The 20,267-nt window shown below is 46.0% G+C and carries 15 protein-coding genes; 12 read left to right on the top strand and 3 right to left on the bottom strand.

The features are described from left to right. Window positions 1-323 precede the first annotated feature (323 nt). The 5 genes from NDI48_09130 (at window position 324) to trxA (ending at window position 6,823) form a co-directional block, all read left to right on the top strand. Window positions 324-1,964, top strand: a complete 1,641-nt coding sequence (locus NDI48_09130) for a hypothetical protein (protein ID MEP0831371.1) — start codon at window positions 324-326, stop codon at window positions 1,962-1,964. A gap of 37 nt (window positions 1,965-2,001) precedes the next feature. Continuing rightward, window positions 2,002-3,021 carry a radical SAM protein gene (locus NDI48_09125; GenBank protein MEP0831370.1) on the top strand — a complete coding sequence of 340 codons (1,020 nt, stop codon included), beginning with the start codon at window positions 2,002-2,004 and terminating at the stop codon, window positions 3,019-3,021. Window positions 3,022-3,108: 87 nt separating this feature from the next. Continuing rightward, window positions 3,109-4,587 carry a CoA-acylating methylmalonate-semialdehyde dehydrogenase gene (locus NDI48_09120; GenBank protein MEP0831369.1) on the top strand — a complete coding sequence of 493 codons (1,479 nt, stop codon included), beginning with the start codon at window positions 3,109-3,111 and terminating at the stop codon, window positions 4,585-4,587. Window positions 4,588-4,941: 354 nt separating this feature from the next. Then, entirely contained in the window at window positions 4,942-6,105 is a 1,164-nt protein-coding gene (locus NDI48_09115) for a GuaB3 family IMP dehydrogenase-related protein (protein MEP0831368.1), read from the top strand. A gap of 394 nt (window positions 6,106-6,499) precedes the next feature. Then, window positions 6,500-6,823, top strand: a complete 324-nt coding sequence (trxA, locus tag NDI48_09110) for a thioredoxin (protein MEP0831367.1) — start codon at window positions 6,500-6,502, stop codon at window positions 6,821-6,823. 213 nt (window positions 6,824-7,036) lie between these two features. Here trxA and NDI48_09105 read toward each other — a convergent pair whose 3' ends face one another. Further along, a complete protein-coding gene (locus tag NDI48_09105; protein MEP0831366.1) occupies window positions 7,037-7,267 on the bottom strand; it encodes a hypothetical protein in 231 nt (76 codons plus the stop codon). A gap of 13 nt (window positions 7,268-7,280) precedes the next feature. Here NDI48_09105 and NDI48_09100 point away from each other — a divergent pair, with 13 nt between their 5' ends. Further along, complete coding sequence (locus NDI48_09100; protein MEP0831365.1) at window positions 7,281-8,348, top strand: LOG family protein; 1,068 nt, start codon at window positions 7,281-7,283, stop codon at window positions 8,346-8,348. 27 nt (window positions 8,349-8,375) lie between these two features. On the opposite strand, the gene NDI48_09095 is transcribed toward NDI48_09100, so the two are convergent. After that, window positions 8,376-9,710: an ATP-binding protein gene (locus NDI48_09095; protein MEP0831364.1), complete on the bottom strand. Its 1,335-nt coding sequence runs from the start codon at window positions 9,708-9,710 to the stop codon at window positions 8,376-8,378. A gap of 777 nt (window positions 9,711-10,487) precedes the next feature. On the opposite strand from NDI48_09095, the gene NDI48_09090 reads away from it, so the two are divergent. The 3 genes from NDI48_09090 (at window position 10,488) to NDI48_09080 (ending at window position 13,442) form a co-directional block, all read left to right on the top strand. Next, on the top strand, window positions 10,488-11,531 hold the full coding sequence (locus NDI48_09090; GenBank protein MEP0831363.1) for a permease: 1,044 nt from the start codon (window positions 10,488-10,490) through the stop codon (window positions 11,529-11,531). 196 nt (window positions 11,532-11,727) lie between these two features. Beyond that, window positions 11,728-12,537 (top strand): TIGR03943 family protein, encoded by an 810-nt coding sequence (locus NDI48_09085; GenBank protein ID MEP0831362.1) that lies wholly within the window; start codon window positions 11,728-11,730, stop codon window positions 12,535-12,537. 200 nt (window positions 12,538-12,737) lie between these two features. After that, window positions 12,738-13,442, top strand: coding sequence for an actin-binding WH2 domain-containing protein (locus NDI48_09080; protein ID MEP0831361.1), 705 nt, complete (start codon window positions 12,738-12,740; stop codon window positions 13,440-13,442). A gap of 72 nt (window positions 13,443-13,514) precedes the next feature. Here NDI48_09080 and NDI48_09075 read toward each other — a convergent pair whose 3' ends face one another. Continuing rightward, window positions 13,515-14,294: a DUF1206 domain-containing protein gene (locus NDI48_09075; protein ID MEP0831360.1), complete on the bottom strand. Its 780-nt coding sequence runs from the start codon at window positions 14,292-14,294 to the stop codon at window positions 13,515-13,517. 592 nt (window positions 14,295-14,886) lie between these two features. Between NDI48_09075 and rplU the strand changes: the two genes are divergently transcribed. The 3 genes from rplU (at window position 14,887) to NDI48_09060 (ending at window position 19,989) form a co-directional block, all read left to right on the top strand. Beyond that, window positions 14,887-15,312, top strand: coding sequence for a 50S ribosomal protein L21 (rplU, locus tag NDI48_09070; GenBank protein MEP0831359.1), 426 nt, complete (start codon window positions 14,887-14,889; stop codon window positions 15,310-15,312). Window positions 15,313-15,398: 86 nt separating this feature from the next. After that, on the top strand, window positions 15,399-15,698 hold the full coding sequence (rpmA, locus tag NDI48_09065) for a 50S ribosomal protein L27 (protein ID MEP0831358.1): 300 nt from the start codon (window positions 15,399-15,401) through the stop codon (window positions 15,696-15,698). 382 nt (window positions 15,699-16,080) lie between these two features. Further along, window positions 16,081-19,989, top strand: coding sequence for an ATP-binding protein (locus NDI48_09060; GenBank protein MEP0831357.1), 3,909 nt, complete (start codon window positions 16,081-16,083; stop codon window positions 19,987-19,989). Window positions 19,990-20,267: the final 278 nt, after the last annotated feature.

Below are 20,267 nucleotides of genomic sequence, written 5' to 3'. Positions count from 1 at the left end.
GGGGCAGTGCCTCCGGGAAAAGCCCCAAAACCTTGACGGGGCAACCAAGACCGAAGCTTTAGTGAGGAGGTTGCCCCTACCATTAATGAATCGATGTTCTAGTGAGCATTTTCCTGATATTTTTTAGCCAATCAGGCTAGAAAGAAAGGGTTATGAGAAAGTTCGGATTTTTGTACTTAATTTTCCTATTTAGCGCATTAATTTTCGTATCTAAAGATCAGCTGCCAGCTACCTATAGCCTTCGTCCCTTAGTAGTCATTTTAGTTATTCTAGAGTTGAAATCAGAGGCAAAATGGTGAAAATAAACGCGACGGAGGTAGGTATTGGACATCAATCGTCTCGAATCAACAGCTGCCAAAGCGCTCCTTTGTTCCTATGGCGTTCAAGGCACCGATGCAGAACTTTTAAACCTGATTAGCCTCTGTCGCTATTATCAATTTGCGCTGGAGCGCGTTGGAGTTATCCTACGAAATCTTGCCGAGGGTCAAGCTAACCGCATCAACGAGGCTGAGATTCTGGAAGCAGTTATTAACGAATTTTTAGGGTCGGACGCTTCAGAGCTTGCATTCAGTTTTTATACAGGAGGTTACATAGAAATTGGTTTAAATCAGACAGATTTTCGATTGGGTCTACGCCTCACTTCTCCCTTTCATCAAGCTGATATTTCACATCGGCTGCAATCGCAAACAAAAGATCGTCCTGAATCTGGCATTTTACCTATCAAACATGACCACGCTCTATTTTTAACGGAACTGGGCGAATTAAAGCAAGCTGAAACTCTACTCCGAGAATTAGCATTTGCTTCCGAAAGCTATTATTATCCTGGCGGAGAAACTAAAAGCCTCTACCAATATGTTGCCAGACAGAATTTATGTGACGTGTTGGTTCTGGCAGGCAAATTACGGGAAGCCGAACAAATCGCGGATGGCATGATACAGGCTTATGAATCAGACTTAACTACGATGGGGGGCGGCACTCAATCAGAAATTTTATTTGGCAGGTTAAGGCTAGGTGAGCGTTGCTATCGTAGGGATAGGGGACTTTATTGTGGCTCTAATCCCTATGCTCGGCGTGCTGTAGCGCGAACCTTGCAAAGCAAAGTCCATCAAGCACTGACAGATTTTAAACAGGCAGAAGCTTTTAGTCTCAGCAAGCTCGGCGATGATCCGTTTGATCACCGAGTAGCATCGAAAATGCGCCTAAAAAGATTGGGACAGCTTATACCCAAAGAAACCAAAGATGTAGATAAGTTGGATCTGGGACACCGTACACTAACGGGTCAAGCAGCTATCTTTTACGCCCTCCTGTTAACTCGTCTAGGCAAGCTCGATGCCGCTCTCAAAGTTCTTAATTATTCAAAACGCTGGGCTGCACGCCGAAGCAATCACTTGCCTAGCATGGTTGTCTATGCGGAACTGGCGCTCAGTGATGTCTATCGACTAAAGAGTGAATATGAGTTAGCACAGCAGAATCTTGCACATCCACTAGAATGGGCGAAACAAACCAATCAAAAAGAAATTTATTGCTGGGCGCATCTTAGCTTGGCGAGACTTAGATATGCCCAAAATCAGCTATCAGGAGCGGAAAATGCGCTTGATGAAGCCTACAAAACTGCGATAGCACATGGATTTAAACTCTATGAAATTGATTGTCTCGTTACTGCTGGTTGGATTGCCATATCACGGCAGGATTTAGTTAGTGCTGAAAAAAAGGCAAAAACCGCCTTGGAGTTAGCCTGCGATCCAGATATGGCTTATGCTTGGGGACACGGTAACGCATTACATCTAATGGCCGAGGTCTTATTCCGAAAAGAAGACATCCAGAAAGCGCAAAAATTTTCAACAGGCGCTGCCAAGCTTAGAGAACGGATAGAAGACCCTCGTCTTATGAACACACAAAAACTTTTATCTAGCATCGAGTTATGGAATACGTTTTCTTTAGACAATCGTCTCGATAGTGAGTAGCAGGCATTAAGCTGGCACGACAAAAGGAGAATCACCAATGGGCGCACCCAGTCCTTGGCCAACACGCTGGCCCGAACCCTCAGAATTTCCCAATATTGACCCTGATGATGAACCACTCGAAGACCCAGACTACGATATTGAGGAATTCCCTGAGGAAAACCCGATAGAACCCCCCTATCGATTACCAGAAGAACGACTCCTTCCTTATTCAGTCACTTGGGGTGTGACCCATGCGTGTAATCTTCGTTGCACAACCTGTTATGACGTTGTTAATTACAAGCGTCACAGCCTAAATACAGCACAGGCTCTTGCCGTTATTGACCGTCTAGCTGAAGTTGGCATTTCTTTTATTGTGTTCGCTGGGGGAGAACCTCTAGTGCGAAACGATTTATTTCAGCTAATGGCACACTGCCGAACCCACAATATCGGAATTGGGTTGCGCTCAAACGGAATTCTGATCACAACTGGAGTGACACATCAATTGGCAGAATTAGAACTGGCTGTAGCTGGTGTGTCTTTGGATGGTGCCACAGCACACAGCCATGATATTATTCGCGGGACTGGGGCGTTCCAAAAAACGCTGGCTGGTATTCAGGAATTGCTGGCGGCTAAGATTCGAGTCAATATTGAAGTTGTTCTCAGTCGTCGCAATGCCCCTGAATGTTTGCACTTTGTACAACTTGCAGAAAATTTGGGCGTACAAGAGATAAACTTTTCTGCCCTTGCAAGTCAGGGACGGGCTGAACAGTTGATGAGCCAGGATGTGCTAGACCATGATTTGTGGCGAGAACTTACCACCAAACTGTACAAGGCTAGCTTAACTGCGAAGGTTGCCGTTAGTCCCAGTTGTGCCTTAACGGGTACTTGTTGGTCTTGTGTTGAGCCAAATATTACTTGTGACGGGTGGGTTACACCTTGCTACTTATCAAAGCGCAAGTTGTTTCACATCCTCGATACACCACCAGAAGACGTTAAAGCACGTCTAAAAGAACATCGTCCAGCTACTGTCAATATTTGTGGGCGAAAGGGTTGGATAAAGCCAGAGCAAATCCAATAATCTAACGTTCTATAAAGGGTGGCTTAACCCCAGCTTTACCTTACCTCCTAAGTAGTAGCATCTTAACAATACCCACTTTGAATCGCTGTGTCTTATAAAAATCCCCTACCTAACTACATCAATGGGGAGTGGTGCATCTCCCAAGCGAGTGAATTTCTGAATGTGGTGAATCCTGCCACTGCTGAGGTACTAACTCAGGTGCCTCTGTCACCGAAAAGTGATGTGGAGGCGGCTACCCAAGCGGCGGCAACAGCTTTCACCAGTTGGCGGCGCGTCCCTCCCACCGATCGCATCCAATACCTGTTCAAACTCAAATTCTTACTCGAAGACCATATCGATGAGTTATCCCGCACGATTACCCTAGAATGCGGTAAAACCTATGGGGAATCAAAAGCCGAGTGGCAACGGGCGATCGAGAATGTAGAAGTTGCCTGTGGCATTCCCATGCTGATGCAGGGATACAACTTAGAAGATGTGGCGCGTGGCATTGACGAAATGATGATTCGTCAGCCGGTGGGAGTGACAGCCATAATTGCTCCGTTTAACTTTCCTGGCATGATTCCTTTCTGGTTTATGCCCTATGCGATCGCTTGTGGGAATACCTGTATTATTAAACCCTCAGAAAAAGTCCCGTTGACCCTACAAAAGGTGTTTGAATTACTCGAAAAAACAGGATTACCCAAGGGTGTGGTTAATTTGGTAAATGGGGCAAAAGAAGTAGTCGATGCCATCTTAGAACACCCAACCATTCGAGCCATTAGCTTTGTCGGTTCTTCCCCTGTAGCTCAGTATGTTTACAGCAAAGGGGCCGCACATGGCAAGCGAATGCAATGTCAGGGAGGGGCGAAAAATCCGATTATTATCCTCCCCGATGCGGATATGGAAATGACCACCCGAATTGCTGCCGATAGTGCCTTTGGCTGTGCCGGACAGCGCTGTTTAGCGGCATCTGTGGCGGTTACGGTAGGAGAAGCGCGTGATACGTTTACAGATGCGATCGCATCGGCTGCACAAACACGATTAGTAGGCTTTGGTTTGGATGATGGCGTACAAATGGGGCCGGTGATTAGCTCTCAAAGTAAAGCTCGAATTGAGGAATTAATTCAACAGGGAGTAGATGAAGGCGCAACTGCATTAGTAGACGGGCGAAACCCGAAGGTTTCCGGTTATGAACAAGGCAACTTTATCCGACCCACCATTCTGCAAAATGTAGACCCGAACAGTGAAATTGCTCGGACAGAAATCTTTGGCCCCGTGTTGGGGTTGATGCACCTAGAGACGATAGAAGATGCGATCGCATTAGTGAATAGCGGTCAATGGGGCAATATGGCGTGTTTGTTTACCAGCAGTGGTGCAGCAGCGCGGCAGTTTCGTTATGAGGCAGAAGCGGGAAATATTGGGATTAATATTGGCGTAGCTGCACCAATGGCATTCTTTCCTTTTAGTGGTTGGAAGGAAAGTTTTTATGGAGATTTACACGGTCAGGGACGAGATGCGGTAGAGTTTTTTACGCAAACGAAAGTCGTTGTTGAGCGCTGGCCTAAAACTTGGTCGCGGCAGTTCTGAGAAAATATTCTTATGCCTGACGACCTTAGTTCTGAGCTATAGATGAAGATTTCCACGAATCTAGGCGGTTTATAGCTTCCATCACCTAGCGAATTTTATGATGCCACTGACGAATTGGTGAGGGGTGCGATACCAAATCCGCATTTATAAACCCCCGATATCTCTTGATATCCTCTTGTTTTCGGCTGTGCGGCCTCTGTCCGATTTAAGCGGCGACCGAAAATCTAAAATGTAGGTGTAAAATAACAAATTCACCCAGGTTTTGAATCTTGTCAGGCGGAGGCATTTGCCTGAGTCAGTTTTCTCTTGAATTTGATACGCTAACACAAAACGGTTGTGGGAACCTTAGAAGCTGTGGATATTCAAATCGGGCGGGGCAAAAGTGCTCGCCGAGCCTACGGAATCGATGAAATTGCACTGTGTCCGGGGACTAGAACCCTAGACCCCAGTTTAGCGGATACTCGCTGGCGCATTGGCGGCATTGAGCGAGAAATCCCCATCATCGCTAGTGCGATGGATGGGGTGGTAGATGTCCGCATGGCGGTTCTGTTGTCCCAGCTTGGGGCGCTGGGTGTTCTCAACTTAGAGGGCATTCAAACTCGCTATGCAGACCCAGCGCCAGTACTTGAGCGCATTGCCTCAGTGGGCAAGACAGAGTTTGTCACTCTCATGCAGGAACTGTATGCTGAGCCAATTAAGCCAGAACTGATTACCCAGCGAATTCGGGAAATCAAAGATCAAGGCGGGATTGCCGCTGTCAGCGCGACACCTGCCGGGGCGATAAAATACGGCGAGATTGTGGGGAAAGCCGGTGCCGATCTATTTTTTCTCCAGGGAACAGTGGTTTCCACGGCTCACCTCTCCCCCGAATCGGTAACTCCTCTCGATTTGGCTCAGTTCTGCCAAGATATGCCGATGCCGGTGGTTTTGGGGAATTGCGTCACTTATGACGTGACCCTTAACTTGATGAAAGCGGGTGCTGCCGCTGTACTGGTGGGCATTGGCCCTGGTGCAGCTTGTACCTCCCGTGGTGTCTTGGGTGTGGGTGTGCCTCAAGCCAGTGCGATCGCCGATTGTGCGGCGGCTCGTGACGACTACTACAATGAAACGGGTAATTATGTCCCTGTGATTGCCGATGGCGGTTTAGTCACCGGTGGTGACATCTGTAAATGTATTGCCTGTGGAGCTGATGGCGTCATGATTGGCTCACCGTTTGCCCGTGCTCAAGAAGCACCCGGACGAGGGTTTCATTGGGGGATGGCAACGCCTAGCCCGGTTTTACCACGCGGCACACGCATCCAAGTGGGTAGCACTGGCACCTTGGAACAAATTCTCGTTGGTCCTGCACAACTCGATGACGGCACCCACAATCTTTTGGGAGCGCTAAAAACCAGTATGGGTACCTTGGGAGCCAAAAACCTCAAGGAAATGCAGCAAGTTGAAGTGGTCATTGCCCCTTCGCTGCTGACCGAGGGCAAAGTATACCAGAAAGCTCAGCAGTTAGGAATGGGGAAATAGCTGCTTCAGCGGCGATTAGCTTTGCTAGCACAAAGCGCCAGTAGCGTTAAACTATGTCTCAAGGCTGAGAAAAGTCAATCGCTCTAAAGCTTACACCGATTCTTAAAAATTTCCGGTATCCCCTAAGGAGTCATAGAAAAACTATGGCTGTCGCTTACAATAGAGAGAGCGGAGACGCATGTTTCCGTTCACTCCTCACACCACACTCCGCCCGACTACGTTCGGGCGGTTCCTTTTGTGCATAGAACTCTGGCATGATTCGTGAAAATCATCAAGCGCTATTCTCTGATGATTTATGTCTAAATATATACCTTTTTCGATGTCTAATCGGTGTTTTGGCTGTGGTAGAATTCCATAGATACATAGAACAAAGTACACGCAAGGATTTCCAGGCATGTCAGCAGCCGTACAAGTTACAGACGCCAGCTTTAAGCAAGACGTACTTGAAAGCGACATTCCCGTCTTAGTTGATTTTTGGGCTCCCTGGTGTGGTCCCTGTCGAATGGTTGCGCCTGTCGTGGATGAAATTGCGCAGCAATACGACGGTAAAGTCAAGGTTGTTAAACTCAACACGGACGAGAATCCTCAAGTAGCTAGCCAGTACGGTATCCGCAGCATTCCCACCTTGATGATTTTTAAGGGTGGTCAGCGCGTTGATATGGTAGTGGGTGCAGTCCCTAAAACGACTCTCGCGAATACGTTAGAAAAATATATCTAATTCATCGGTAGCGGCGGTAAGCGTTAGCTTAACAGATTACCACAGCGCTCGAATAACAGCGATCGCAACGATAGTTAGTGTTATAAAACCTAAGAGAGTCGCATCCAGCGTAAGCTTTACCCTAGGCTTATTGCAGCTCTCAGTTACACATGGGTACATCAGAATAACCTAACCCCAACCTCCTACTCGCTACGCTGTGTCCGCTAATTCGCCCTAGCGAATGGCTTCGCTAACGCTATCACTCTCATATTTGGCCCCATCTTCACTCTCATCTCCGGCCCCACTCCCCACTCCCTCATCCTCACTCTCATCTCCCACGCCTCCTTTGGGAAATAAGGGGGTGATGGAAACGGATTGAGTATCAGAGGGCATCCCGAAATAATGTGTTAAAAGATACACATGCTTGCCATAGGTCTTGCGAATCTCGATAAAATAGAGAGCCATTAGTTAATAAGTTATGGCTCAATCTGCTCCAGACCCTGCCCTTAAGTCACTTCAAACACAGTTAACGGCACTGATTGACCAACTGCCCACTTTGCAACATGGGAAATGGATTCAACGGGCGCTATCTGTGCTAGTCCGACTGGCTGGAGAGGAAATTGATCGCTTGGATTGGAAAATCTTAACCGCTTCCATACAGGATATGGAGCGGGCGTTTCAAGTGTTTTATCCCTATAGGCATGTTCGGAAAGTCACCATTTTCGGTTCAGCCCGCATTGCTCCCGATACCCCAGAATATAAGCTGGCGTCTGAGTTTGCACGTTATTTAGTGCAGCAAGGATTTATGGTTATGACTGGTGCGGGTAGTGGCATTATGGAAGCAGGCAACAAAGGCGCAGGTGCGGAAATGTCTTTTGGCTTGAATATTCAGCTACCCTTTGAGCAGGGGGCAAATTCTTTTATCCAAGGCGACCCCAAGCTAATTGATTTTAAGTATTTCTTTACACGCAAGTTATTCTTCCTTGGAGAAAGTGATGCGATCGCTCTATTCCCAGGCGGCTTTGGTACCCAGGATGAAGCGTTTGAGTGTTTAACCCTTTGCCAAACTGGCCGAAGTGGGCCAGTGCCTTTAGTATTAATTGATAAACCAGGTGGCAACTACTGGCAAGACTGGGATGCTTATATTCGCAATCATCTAATTCAACGCGGTTTAATCAGTCCGGAAGATACAAGTCTTTACACCGTCACCGACGACTTAAATGTGGCTTATGAAGCGATCGATAGCTTTTATCGACTCTATCACTCCAGCCGCTACGTTGGCGATCTACTCGTTATTCGGCTCAAATCTGAGTTATCGGATGACCAAGTTGAACAGCTCAATGAAAATTTTAGCGACATCTTGGTCAAGGGTCGGATTGAAAAAAGTAAGGCTTTATCTCAAGAAACCCCTGACGAAACGGCTGACTTACCTCGCCTAGTTTTGTACTTCAACCAGCGAGACTTTGGGCGTATTTACCAGCTACTCGCCACTATTAGCCAGATGGGTGCATCCTCTCCGGCAGCGACTCATCCAGAACTCAAATAATAGGGTGCGTCCGGACGTAGATTACTCCTAATCCAGGGGCAGTAGAACCTGAAATTCTGTGCCCTGTTCTGGCTGAGAACGTAATAGTAATTCCCCACCATGTTTCTGAGTCACGATTTGATGGCTAATGGTTAACCCTAAGCCAGTTCCCTTCCCCACTGGCTTAGTGGTGAAGAACATTTCAAAAATCCGCTGTTGAATTTCGGGTAGCATCCCTTGACCATTATCCACAATCCGCACAGACAGCCAATCAGTCGCAGATCGTTCGACAATTTCAGTGCGAATCTCAATTGCAGGTTGCCATGTCTCGAAATCCACCGATTGCTCAGATAGCTTATCGCTGAGGGCATCAATGGCATTGCTAATCAGATTCATGAACACTTGACTGAGTTGACCGGAGTAGCAATTGACTAGCGGTAGCTCACCATAAGTTTTAAGAATCTTAATATCTGCTTTGTTCAGGCGGTTATTTAAAATTATTAAAGTATTTTCAATACATTCATGAATGTCTGCTGGCTGACGCTTTGTTTCACTCAAGTGGGAGAAGTATTGCAAGCCTCCTACGATTTTGGTGAGTCGATCTGACCCCGCTCCCATACTGTTCAAAATTTTGGGTAAATCTTCGAGGATGAAATCAATATCAGAGTCTTGTTTTAGTTCAGCGAGACTATCAGATATGTCGGTTATTTCAATTTCATAGGCTGACAAAACCGTCATCAGTTTCTCACAGTAGTTACAGAGAAACTCAAAGTTACAGGTAATGCAACCAACCGGATTTTTAATCTCATGGGCAATACTGGCTAGCATTTGTCCCAGAGTTGCCATTTTTTCAGTTTGAATAAGCTGAGCTTGAGTCTGTTCGTTCAGCAGTTGGGTCGCCAGTTCATGAATGTTCGACTGAGCCACTAATAACTGATGCACGTCCAACAAGCGGTAGGTTCCCGCTTCCAGTTCAACCACAATCGGTTCATAGAGCATTTCAGCAGGACGCTGTAGTGAACGGCGAGCTGCTTCCACAATCGGCGTCTCACCTTGGAGCCGCAAAACCTCTGCACTAGCAAAGCGATACAACGAATAGAGAGGGCGCTTCAAAAACAGTTCCAGTCCATAAGGGCGGCTCATCTGTTCCAAAAAGCGACGCCGCGAAATCATGCCCACAAACTGATTCTGTTCCGTGAGAATCACTCCTGGTAGCAGCGGATTTTCTTGAAAGGTTTGTGCAACTTCCTTACCCAGATGAGAACATTCAACCTGACAATCGTAGAGTGATAGTTCTTGGAGTGTTGACTCCAGACGCAGATTGTGATTCTTGGGTTGGGATGGGACGGGTAGCTTGCTGTAGGGTTCCGTTAAGGCAACCATAGAAAAATCCACTGGATTGACATCATCTGTATAAGAAGAAACAGATTCTAAAGTTTAATTTAACATTGAATTTTGATATTCAAGCCAGGTGTTTTAGAAGCCAGTTATTAAAAAAATTCTAGCCTTTATTATCTCTAAACTGACTAAGCCTAGGTTAAATTTTGGTTATCCTTAATCAGAATTTTTCTGTCTTAATACAAGACAAAAAATATACAAAATTGAAAAAAAAACTTTATAAAAAAAATAAATGAACTGTGCTTCTACAGGGGAAATTATAGCTGATGCAACCAAAGAGGGGAGAGCGAGCTAATCATCATTCATTTTTCCCAGGCAACTCATTTGTAGTCAGGGCTTCAGTCCTAGGAACAGCTCTTGTCGCCGACGTGAAGGGCACAATCACAACAAATTTTTTTCCAGTCTAACGAGTTACCCAATTAACTGATCGCTTTACCGCACCCTGCATAGCACCTGCCACTTTCTGTAAACAGTGGTCTGTAGCCTGATGACCTTAAGTGCCATTGTATCGTTAAAAAAATCAACATCACCTATAATCAGCCAAGCTTAGACTTGCACTTCCACAACATGACAGTTGCCGTCACCGTCACACCCAGCAAAGAGCTCAGTTTTAACAATGATAGTCAAGCCTGTTGTTGCAACTTTTCTGCATTTATCTGTGTCAGGGAGTGCATTAATTGAATAAAGAGTAATATTCTTTTTCGATACAATGGCGAAACTCGCCTCCCTACAGGGGAAAATACCATCCGATAAGCCGAACGCATGAATCAGTTGAACAACGCCTTTACCCTATTCTTGAGTTTGCTGGTCGAAGCCATCCCTTTTTTGCTCCTAGGGGTTTTGCTCTCTAGCTTACTGCTATCTTTGGTCGAGGATGAGCGCAAACTAATGGAATCGCTGCCTCGAAACCCATTTTTAGGGGCGATTGTGGGCAGTTTTGGGGGTCTTTTCTTCCCAGTTTGTGAGTGTGGCAACGTGCCAGTGGCGCGCCGTCTGCTGCTGCAAGGAGCACCCCCCCCTGTAGCCATTGGGTTTTTGCTGGCATCACCAACGATTAATCCGATTGTGATTGCTTCAACCTATGTGGCGTTTCGAGACCAACCCGAAATTGTAGTGTTGCGGGTACTATTTTCTTTAGGGATTGCGGTTGTTATTAGCTGTGTCTTCAGTGTTCAGTCTGACTTGCGTCCCCTGCTGCAATCGATGACGACTCGCTCCATGAAGCAACCTGCAAGCGAGCGAGAACCAAAGGGGAAAACCTCCTCTGGTAATCAAGAATCAAAACCCGCACTGTTACAATCCGGTTCATTTTTACTGGGTGAACCGGGTGCTCCTGTACGGATGGATACTACGGTTTTACAAGCATCATTATTGGGTACGAAACGCAGCAAACCGTTACGCTACAAACTGCGTCTCGTCATAGAAAATACGGTGCAAGAGTTGCGGGAGTTAGGAGGAGTCTTGGTATTGGGAAGTGCGCTCGCCGCAGCCATTCAAGTCGCCGTCCCCCGTGAAGTCATCCTCAGCCTAGGCCAAGGGCCAGTTACGTCGATTCTGGCGATGATGCTGTTGGGAACCATTGTGTCCATTTGTTCCACCGTGGATGCATTCTTTGCTCTCGCCTTTGCCTCCGCCTTTACCAGTGGCTCTTTGTTATCCTTCCTGGTACTCGGTCCGATGATTGACCTCAAGGCGATCGGTTTGATGTTATCGGTGTTTAAGCCAAGGGCAATTTTTTATATCTTTGGTCTAGCGGCACAGTTAACATTTTTGTTGACCTTATTTGTTAATCTGCGGATTAGTTAATTTTTGCTGTGGGGTGAACCCCTTCAAATCTAGCTTTTGCCATTCGTCCGAAACGGAATTAAAAGTTGCCAGATTGACAAGTTAGCCCCTTAGCGGATTGATGCTTTGAAACTCTCTAACTTTTAACCTATCCCTTCGGGAAACGCTACGCGAACAACTTTTTAACTGACGACCTTTTAACTTACGACCGAAGTTTATGAGTTCCAATCAAACTTCAAGGCGGCCTCGGAAGCAGCGCCCTCAATTTCAAAACCTTTTCCTCCCCCTATTAGATATTTTGGCTCTGGCAGCTTGGGGCATTTTGATGCTGAAATATTGGCTGATGGGTCAGTTAAGTTTGTTGATTCACCCGAATTATTTTGGGTTGGTGGTTGCCACCGGTATTGCCCTATTAATACTGGCAGCTTTGAGAATATCCCAGCTGATCAATCAGGTGCGTCAACAGGCTGCCGGACGGGTACCGATGATGCCAGTGGGTCAACACATCAGCTTGTTTCCCCCTGGATGGAGTACGACTCTGCTATTAGCCGCTGCTATTTTGGGCTTAGTGATAACACCCCAAGTATTTGCGAGTCAGACGGCTATTCAGCGAGGTGTCACGGAATCGGTCACCATGACACGAACGCAACCCCAATCGTTTCGCAGTAACAGTAGACCAGAGGAGCGATCGCTGATTGAATGGGTACGGACGCTTGCGGTTTATCCCGAACCTGATGCCTACACAGGTCAACCGGTGAAAGTCCAAGGCTTTGTGGTTTATCCTCCCAATCAGCCCTCACAATATCTGTTAATTTCCCGCTTTGTGATTACCTGCTGTGCGGCAGACGCTTACCCCGTTGCATTACCCGTCAAGCTCAATGGCAATCGCGATGCCTATCCCGTTGACAGTTGGCAAGAAGTGGAAGGTCGAATGATTACCGAAACTCTGGATGGAAAACGCCAACTAGTGATTGAGGCGACTTCCTTCAAAAAAATTGCCAAACCAGCCAATCCTTACTATTACTAGTTCACCCCGGCAAAAATAACTGACCCGCCAAAATCTCCGCAGCCTACTCGATGTGCCTCGTCAGTCTATTTTTAATCAACCACTCCAGGCACAGAGGACACAAAAATAGGGAGATTCCGGAAAACGCCTCGTCACTCTTGTGGTTTTTGGTGAGGGAAAACTCTGGCTAAAACTAACCTTAGGTTCTAGGTGACAGGCAGATGATAGAACGTCAATCTCAAGCGACGAAATCTTTTAGCGTCTTAATAGGTCTCTTACGCGATCGCACCGCATTTCTGGAAGAAATTCGTTCCGGTGTCAAGCTGAGCAGCAAGAGTACGGCTCTGCTCATCTGTAGTTCCCTCTTTTTTGCCCTCTATGGTGCGATTATTGGCTCATTTAATGGTTGGGCACAAGCCTTATCCTCTGCCGTTAAACTTCCCTCACTCTACTTAATCACCCTAATCATTTGTTTTCCTACCTTATACTTTTTCAATATTCTGTTTGGTTCGAGGAAAACGGCAGGACAGCATTTTGTCATGCTCCTGACGGCTGCCGCTGTGATTAGTGTTTTACTCTTTAGTTTTGCACCAATTACGCTATTTTTTCTCATTACAACCTATAATTACCAGTTTTTTAAGTTATTGAATGTAGCGATTTTGGCGATCACAGGAATTATAGGAGTGAAGTTCCTTTATCAAGGAATGCAGCTATTGTCGAAAGAGGATGAGGAAGGGCTAAAAACTCGAATGAGTATTTTACGCTTTTGGCTGATTCTTTATGCTTTTGTGGGTACACAGTTGGCCTGGACGTTACGGCCTTTCTTTGGCAGACCAAACTCGCCGTTTGAATTATTTCGTGAAATGCAGGGAAACTTTTATTTAGATATCTTTCAAGCCTTGGGAGAAATTTTTGGTGCTCGTTAGTTGCTGGTCAGTTACCAGCACCCAATCGCAAAATCTAAATTCTCTAAACTCCCATGGAGTTATCAGCTTGATTCAGGCATTGATCCGACGATATCGCGCCTGTACCCCCATATGAATTCCATAAGCCACAAGACCAAGGGCAACAATTCCCAATAGCCAAGGGCCATATGGCTGCTGTGCTAAAGATTGTAATGCTCCATCCAGTCCTCGCGCTTGGTTTGGATCTGACTGACGTGCAGCCTCTAGCAGGAAAAAACCGGTAATCACAAAGACAACGCCTCGTGCGGCCTCGCCAAATCGACCCAGGCGCGTCGCCCAAGTTTCTTCGGTAGGACTCATTTCCTGCAACTTCAAATGTTTACGAAATTTGGCTTTGTAGGCTTTGTAAAATTGGTAAAAGCCAAGACCAATGACCAAAGCGCCGCCAAGACCAACCAACCATTGACCAAAGGGTTGCGACATCAAGCGTGCTGTCCAATCTTGGGTTGAATTACTACTACTAGCAGCCGAACCCATCGCTAGCCGAAGCGCACTAAAGGCTAAACTTGCATAAATTATCCCGCTAATCCCCGCACCAAGACGTGTTGCCAAACCTTTAGCATCATTACCTTTGTGTTCGGGGTCTTGAACAGCCTCAACGAACCGCCAAATCACATATCCAATTAAACCCAACGCCATTAACACTAACAAGAACTTGCCAAATGGTTGTGTGGCAATCTCTCCTAAAGCACCTTTTTGATCGGTCGTTTTACCACCTGTGCCAAAGGCAGCTTGTACTGCCAACACTCCAATAATTGCATATACAATTCCCTTCGCGGTATAGCCCAATCGCGCTAGTCTTTCCACCCACATTTTTTCCTCCTTAGAGGCTTTGCAGTAACCTTGCAAGTTACTCAACAAGAGTGGAAAAGCAACTCTCGATCAGGTCATCTGTCCTGCCTCGCGCTTGATCTTATATGTGCAGATTACCAATTAGTAAATGATGAATGCATCTATCCCAATGCTTAACTTTACTGATGTAATTCAGTACTTTTAGCCATCCCTCCCTAAAATTGGCTTTCTTAGTAACTAAAGAGAATTGTTTTTTAAGAAAGACGAAGTGAGGAGTAATTAGAGCTTGGTGATTTTTTTGTTTGTTCGGAGTTGAGTTTCCTCAAAGCGTAACGTCCTGAATCACACCCAAATCCATCTCAAGTTCATGAGCTTCCTGCGAGAAACCACGCCCAGAAAGTGGGTGTGGTTGTTGACTTAACGAGAGATACTGTTGTCCGACTGATCAGAATGACTTGACACATAGCCCAATAATCAAGGTAAGATGAGAGATTGTCTGCTCTTACCTGCTCGGATCAGGTTGAGACATATCAAAAGCTGGAAAACATGATTAAAGCGTCTCGTGCGCCTGATCAGCCAGCTACCTGTACGGCAACCCTTCAAGGACAATCCCATGAGTTATGCAATTATCGAAACCGGTGGCAAGCAAGTGCGAGTAGAACCCGGTCGCTTTTATGACATTGAACTGTTAGCTGTCCAACCCGAAGAGAACGTCACCATTAATAACGTTTTGCTCGTTCAGCATAATGGTGAACTGACAATCGGTCAGCCTTTCGTTGAGGGGGCAGCCGTCGAGGGTACGGTGTTGCGGCACTTTCGCGGTCGCAAAATCCTCGTCTACAAGATGAAGCCCAAGAAGAAGACTCGCAAGAAGCGGGGACATCGGCAGGAAATTACCCGCTTGATGATTAATTCCATCACTATGAATGGTTCTGTTGTCGCTTCCTCTTCACAGGAGCAAAACGAGACACCTGTCACAGCTCAAACCACAACTGAAGCACCCAGCACTGAGGAATTAACCGAAGCTACTTCACAATAGAAATAGGCTTCAATCCGAGTAGGGGTGGGCATGGGTTACACCTCTACGGTTTAAGCTGACTGTAAACAACACTTACTCAGGACACTATGGCTCATAAGAAAGGAACAGGTAGTACTCGTAACGGTCGTGACTCGAATGCTCAGCGCTTAGGCGTTAAACGCTTCGGGGGTCAGGTCGTCAAAGCTGGTAACATCTTGATCCGTCAGCGCGGTACCAAGTTTCACCCAGGTGTCAATGTGGGTCGCGGTAGCGATGACACCTTGTTTGCGCTGATTGATGGCGTCGTCACCTTCGAGAGAAAAGATAGAACCCGTAAAAAAGTCAGCGTTTACCCCGTCGCGGCTCAAGTCCCTGCTGAAGCAGAGATGGCAACTGCTGAGGCTTAAATTTCTTAACGAGTAATTTTTGTGGCTTAACAGCAACTGCACCCCTCGTGGGTGCTTTTTTTGTCGTAAATCTTTAAGAAATGTTGATAAAAATGAAGGAAGTCATTGCTGGGCTGGGCAAGCGACAATGGGAGGTAGGGGCATCGCAGCAAATGATCAGGGATGCTGCACAAATTCTCTGAATAGTGTACTCATACCATTTCGCTTTTGAGGTGCTACATATCGCTCCGCCTAATCCTGACTAAAGCTCCGGCTTAACAAGGGGGAGAAAGAAAAGTAGCTGTAGCACGTATCTAGAGATATTGGTATGAATAGCTCAATGGTGTAAATCTTGCCCTCTCTTGAGCGCTCCTGATTCAGAAGCGCACTGATGCACGCCCCGATGTCACTACGCTCTCTAAACCGCTTATTTGCTAAAGTTTCCGGAAAAGTTCCCTTGCGAACTGTCCTAATTGTCCCCTTCGTTGTGCAAATTGTTGGGGCAGTGGGTCTTGTGGGGTATCTTTCGTTTATGAACGGGCAGAAAGCGGTAAACGACCTCGCCAGCCGGTTACGCAGTGAAATTAGCGATCGCATCGATCAACATCTCGATACTTATTTTGCTACCCCTCCTCAGATTAATCAAATTAATCGGGATGCCATTGATTTAGGCTTATTGAGCATCTCTGACTTCCAAAGTACAGGACGCTACTTTTGGAAACAAATGAAGGTGTTTGATGTGGGCTACATTTGCTACGGCAACATCAAAGGTGAATATATTGGAGTCGAACGCCTAGAAAATGGTAGCCTGCTGCTCAATGAAGTTTCCTCATCTAACCCTGGTAAACTCTACATCTACGAGACAGATAACCAGGGAAATCGCACGAAACTTCAGGGAGTCAAAGACTGGAACCCGCACACGGAGGCGTGGTATACGGATGCCGTGAAAGCGGGTAAACCGACATGGAGTCAAATTTACCCATGGGAAGATAAGCCGGATATCATATCAATTTCTGCTAGTTATCCGATCTACAACCAAAAAAAGAAGATTGTCGGCGTACTCGGTATCGACCATCTGCTTTCCCAGATTAGTTATTACTTGAGCAACTTAAAGGTGAGCAAATCGGGAAAGACGTTTATTTTGGAACGTGACGGACTCTTGGTAGCCAGTTCCACGAGCGAACGACCTTTCAAGGTCGTTAATGGTGAGGCGAAAAGAGTCAAGGCAGCCGAAAGTAAAGACCCCTTAATTCGATTAACAACTCAGTATTTGACCCGACATTTTAGTAACCTGCGTAAGATTGACAGGAGCCAACAACTCAATTTCAAGATTGCCGGTCAACGCCAATTTATCCAGGTTACCCCCTGGCAAGATCAGCTGGGCCTGGATTGGCTCATCGTGGTGGTAGTGCCAGAAGCCGACTTTATGGCGCAAATCAACGCCAACACCCACACCACCATCGCGTTATGTTTGGCTGCATTGGTGGTCGCCATCATTTTCTGCATTCTTACGGCGCAATGGGTTACAAGACCGATTCTGCGCTTAAACGCAGCGGCTAAAGCTCTTGCTCAAGGTAAATGGGAGCAGTTGGTAGAAATAAAACGCTCCGATGAACTAGGAGAACTCGCTAAGTCCTTTGGTACTATGTCGGGGCAGTTGAAACAGCTATTTACCACCCTCGAAGCCAATAATGCCGAGATGAAAGCCTTAAATGAGGCATTGCATGAGAGTGAGAGCAGGCTGACTCAATTCCTCGATGCGGTACCCGTCGGCGTGACAGTCCACGATGCAACAGGCAAAATCTGCTATGCCAATACTACAGCCCAAAGTATATTAGGCAAGGGCATAATCCCAGAAGAGTTACCCGAAAAATTATCAGAGGTTTATCAAATCTATCTCGCCGATACTGATCAATTATGCCCCACAGAACGCCTGCCGGCCTTGCGGGCTTTAAACGGCGAAAGTTTGACGATTGATGATTTAACCATTCATCGAGGAGAGCAGATTATTCCGGTGGAAGCGAGAGCCACACCGATCTTTGATGAAAAGGGTGCGATTGTTGAAGGCACCGCCCGAAGGGCGATCGCTTATGCCATTGTTGCCTTGACGGATATCACTCAACGCAAACAAGCTGAAGCTGAACGGATTCATTTTACTGAAGAATTAGAACGAAAAAATGAAGCCTTACAGCACCTCGACGAACTCAAAGATGAGTTTTTAGCGAATACTTCTCACGAACTGCGTACACCCCTCAACGGCATGATTGGCATCGCTGAGTCAATGCTGGATGGAGCCACTGGAAAGCTTTCAGAACTTCAACAAAAAAATCTATTACTCATTGCTCAAAGCGGACGTCGCCTAGCCGCTCTCGTTAACGATATTCTTGATTTCTCCAAACTGAAACACAAAACCATTGAATTGCAACTTAAACCTATAGGAATGCGAGAAATTGTTGAGGTTGTACTCAATCTCAGCCAACCTCTAATTAAAAGCAAAAATTTGCAGCTCATTAACGCCATTCCCCCTGACCTGACTCCCGCCGAAGCTGATGAGAACCGTTTGCAACAGATTTTATACAACTTAGTCGGTAATGCGATTAAATTTACCGAAAAGGGTAGGGTAGAAATCTCAGCAGCAGTAGTTAGTAGTCACTCAGAAGAGTTGGATATTGGAGAGTTGAATGTTGAAAGTCCTAACCTGCAACTTTCTAACCTGCAACCTTCAACGTTTAAAGAGCAACTAGCCATTACCGTCTCGGACACGGGTATTGGTATCCCAGAAGATAAACTAGACCGAATTTTTGAATCCTTTGAACAAGGGGATGGTTCCACGGCGCGTGAATACGGAGGTACTGGTTTAGGGCTAGCTGTGACTAAAAAGCTAGTGGAGTTACATGGAGGCTCTATTCAGGTCGAATCAACGGTAGGGGTGGGTTCACGCTTTACGTTTACCCTAACAGCAGCATTCGGTCAGTCCTCAGAACTCAATAGTCTGTCCTATTCGTCCTGCCTGTTGCCTCCGATATCTAAACTTAATCAAGAAGAGAGTATCCAACCCTTAGAAATAACCCAAGACCAAGGACAACAATTCCAAATTATGATTGTGGATGATGAGCCAGTCAATCTTCAGGTACTCATCAACCATCTGTCACTGCAAAATTATGCAATTACTCAGGCTACCAATGGCATCGAGGCATTGGCCATGATTGAACGGGGGTTCAAACCTGATCTCGTTTTACTCGATGTCATGATGCCGAGAATGACGGGTTATGAAGTTTGCCAAAAGATCCGTGAACAGTTTCCGGCTTATGAACTTCCGGTTGTGATGTTAACCGCGAAAAATCAAGTCACTGACCTAGTGGAAGGATTTAGTGTCGGTGCTAATGATTATCTGACAAAACCTATCTCTAAAAACGAACTTTTTGCTAGAATAAAAACTCATCTAAGCCTCTCTAATCTCGCTGTTGCTTATGGTCGTTTTGTGCCTCATCAATTTCTTCACTTATTAAATAAAGAAAGTATTCTTGATGTTCAATTGGGCGATCATATTCAGAAAAAAATGTCAATTCTGTTTTCTGATATTCGTTCTTTTACGACTCTCTCAGAGAGTATGAAACCGGAGGATACTTTTAAGTTTATTAATGCCTATCTATCTCGCATGGAATCCGTGATTGTCGAGAATCAGGGGTTTATTGATAAATACATTGGTGATGGGATTATGGCTCTGTTCAGCGGCAGTGCTGATGATGCAGTGAAAGCTGGAATTACCATGCTGCATCGGTTGACAGAATATAATCAACATCGCGCCAATTCTGGCTATATCCCGCTCAAAATTGGTATTGGCATTAATACAGGTTCTTTGATGCTAGGAACCGTAGGGGGAAAAAATCGAATGGATGGTACGGTAATTAGTGATGCGGTCAACATCGCTTCGCGTCTAGAAAACCTGACCAAACATTATGGTGTGTCCTTATTAATCTCTCATCATACTTTAGCGAATTTCCAAAACCCGACGAACTATAGTATCCGCTTTATTGAGCAAGTTAAAGTGAAGGGAAAGTCTCAAGCTGTAGCCGTCTTTGAAGTTTTTGATGGAGATGAGCCAGAAATTAGACAGGGAAAATTAGCCACAAAAGTTAGTTTTGAGCAGGCTCTGTGGCTCTACAATCTGGGTTTAAAAAGTGAGGCGGCAGAACTGTTGACAGGTGTCTTGAAAATTAACCCAAGGGATAGAGTGGCTCAAATCTATCTGGAGCGTTGTCAATCGAGAGTTCCCTACGCAGGCGATGCTCATTCCACGCCGCTAGGCTAATTTTCACTTGGCTGTATCATCAAACCTCAAAGCCCAAAGATGAGACGGGGATAGGAGAAATTTTAGGAAGAAAATGGCCTAGAGATGTAACGAAATATAAACTTAGACCGCTCAACCCATCAATGCCAAAGCCTCTAACAAGGCTGACACAGGCGTTGAGGGCTAGCCAAATTGTATTCCAGTCGTCCAGCAAAATTTAACAGAATGTAACCTATTCTGAGAGTAAGACGAGAAAACGAAGCTTTAAACTGTTAAAACATTGCCCATTTCCCAGAGTC

It is taken from the genome of Microcoleus sp. AS-A8 (genome assembly GCA_039962225.1).
Taxonomy (GTDB): domain Bacteria; phylum Cyanobacteriota; class Cyanobacteriia; order Cyanobacteriales; family Coleofasciculaceae; genus Allocoleopsis.
The sequence above is the reverse complement of the archived record's forward strand: the minus strand, read 5'-3'. Positions and strand labels throughout refer to the sequence as shown.